2 protein-coding genes are annotated in these 2,402 nt (G+C 61.0%); both read left to right on the top strand.

Features of this window, described 5'->3' with window-relative positions:
* The first annotated feature begins 52 nt into the window (after window positions 1-52).
* Window positions 53-991: a tyrosine-type recombinase/integrase gene (locus tag L1278_RS19475; protein ID WP_253406689.1), complete on the top strand. Its 939-nt coding sequence runs from the start codon at window positions 53-55 to the stop codon at window positions 989-991.
* Entirely contained in the window at window positions 904-2,124 is a 1,221-nt protein-coding gene (locus L1278_RS19470; protein WP_371927386.1) for an IS91 family transposase, read from the top strand. Before L1278_RS19475 ends, L1278_RS19470 begins: the two co-directional genes overlap by 88 nt.
* Window positions 2,125-2,402: the final 278 nt, after the last annotated feature.

Genomic DNA, 2,402 nt, shown 5'->3' with positions numbered 1-2,402 from the left:
GCACTAAACCTTCGGTAGCTGGTTTTAAAAAGCAGCGGATAAGCGTTACCTTTTGATTCAAACTTATTCCTTACATAAAGATGAAAAAAAAGAGCCTACCCTTATCCAGACTGCCTGTACTAATGTAGCGGGATTCAGCGAGCTTTACGAGAAGTTTTCCAAAAAAATCACCGTCGCCGGCCGCGGCCAGAGCACCCTCAAAAACTACGCCCGCCACCTGGCCAAAGTAGCCCTGCACTTTAACTGCCTGCCCACCGAGCTGGACTCGGATCAGATCAACGACTACCTCTACCTGGTAAAGCGGGAGCACAACACCCCCTCCGACGCTTACTTCAAGTTCACCGTCTACTCCCTGCGCTACGTCTTCCGCATGGAGGGGCTAAAGGACAAGCGCATCGAGCTGCCCGCCCTCAGGGGCAACAGGAAGCTCCCCGTCGTCTTGAGCAAGCCCGAAGTCAAAAAGCTGCTGGCCGCCCCCCTGCTGCTCAAGCACCGCGTGCTGCTGGCCACCCTCTACGGCTGCGGCCTGCGCAATTTCGAGCTGTGCAACCTCCGTCTTTCAGACCTGGACTTTGACCGCCGGATGCTGCACGTGCGCCGGGGCAAGGGAGGCAAGGACCGCTACGTGCCCCTGAGCCAGCACCTGATCCGCGGGCTTGAAAAGTATATCCAGTCTGAGTGCCCGCAGACCTGGCTCTTCAACGGACAGGTGCAGGAAAACCAGCAGGGGCTCCGCGACAGGCGCTACACCACCACCGGCGTGCAGTGGGTGGTGCGCTCGGCCCGCCAGACGGCCGGCCTGGCAAAGCAGGTCACGCCCCACACCCTGCGCCATACCTTCGCCACCCACCTGCTCGAGGACGGCCTGGACATCGTCTCCATCAAGGACCTGCTGGGCCACGCCTGCATCGACACCACCATGGTCTACCTGCACGTGGCCCAGTCGGGAAGGAAAAAGCCCTTCTCCCCGCTGGACACCCTCTACTGCTAGTGCGGGCCAAGCACGAGGTGGCAGACGTCTTGCGTCTGCACTGGCCCCAGGTGGAGCAGCATGCCGGCATCAATTCCTGGCAGCTGCGCACGCTGGCGGCCATCATGCGCTGCCGCACCCGGGCCATGGGCGGCCATGTGGACGCCTGCTCGGACTGCGGCCAGGTGCGCGTCAGCTACAACTCCTGCCGCAACCGCCACTGCCCCAAGTGCCAGGGCCGCAGGCGCGAGCAGTGGATCCAGGCCCGCCAGGCAGAGCTGCTGCCCGTGCCCTACTTCCATGTAGTCTTCACCCTGCCCGATACCCTGAACCAGCTGGCCCTCCATCAGCCCAAGGCCGTCTACGACACCCTCTTCGAGGCCGCCTGGGCAACGCTGCTTACCTTCGCCTCTGACACAAAGCACCTGGGGGCAAAGCCGGGCATGGTGGCCGTGCTCCACACCTGGGGCCAGACGCTGTCGCTGCACCCCCACCTGCACTGCATCGTGCCCGGCGGCGGGCTCAGTGAGCGCGGCAGGTGGAAAGGGGCCCGCGGCAAGGGCCGCTACCTCTTCCCGGTCAAGGCCATGAGCCTGGTCTACAGGGCTAAGTACGTGCATATACTCAGGGAAAAATTGCCCCAGGTGGATAAGCAGCTGCTAAAGGCGCTGTTCGGCAAACAGTGGGTGGTGTATGCCAAGCGCCCCTTCTCGGGGCCTGAGCACGTGGTCGAGTACCTGGGCCGCTACACCCATAAGATAGCGATCTCTAACCATCGGATACAGGAGGTGGACGAGCAGTCGGTGAGCTTCTCTTATAAGGATTACCGGCAGGGGGCCAAAAGGCTGGAGATGAAGCTCGGGGGCATGGAGTTCATCCGCCGCCTGGCCCTGCACATTCTGCCCAAGGGCTTTGTCAGGATACGCCACTACGGCATACTCAGCGGCACTGCCAAGGGGGCGGCCATTCCGGTGATACGGGAGCAATTGCCCGGGGAGAAACGGCGGAAAGTGGAAGGGCGGCAGCTCCAGGAGTACAACCCGCTCGAGTGTCCCTGCTGCAAAAAGGAGACGATGCTCACCCTGCAGGTGCTCTCCAAGCGAGGGCCGCCACAGGGACTGAGGACGCAGCGTCACTACCGGGAGTTCGAGTAAGAACATAAAAAAAGCCACCCAAGAAGGTGGCCTGGCGCAGCTATGCCCTTACCAGAGCAAATACCCTGAAAAGAGCGGCAATCCTCTCCCGGAAACAGCAGAAAGTATCGTTCAATACCCTTCCAGGCTCACCTCCGTTGGGCCAGCCCGCTACCAGATAGCACCAAGAAGTAGTTCAGGGGCCAGCCTCTTCCGACTTAAAACCCATAACGGGTCGCACGGTTAGTGCAACCACGGCTTCATTGTCGGCACTCCGTACCCAACGAAGCCTTAGTTGT

The sequence above is a fragment of the Pontibacter sp. HSC-36F09 genome (assembly GCF_024171605.1).
Lineage (GTDB): Bacteria > Bacteroidota > Bacteroidia > Cytophagales > Hymenobacteraceae > Pontibacter.
Note: the sequence above shows the minus strand (reverse complement) of the source record. Positions and strands in the feature narration are given on the sequence as shown.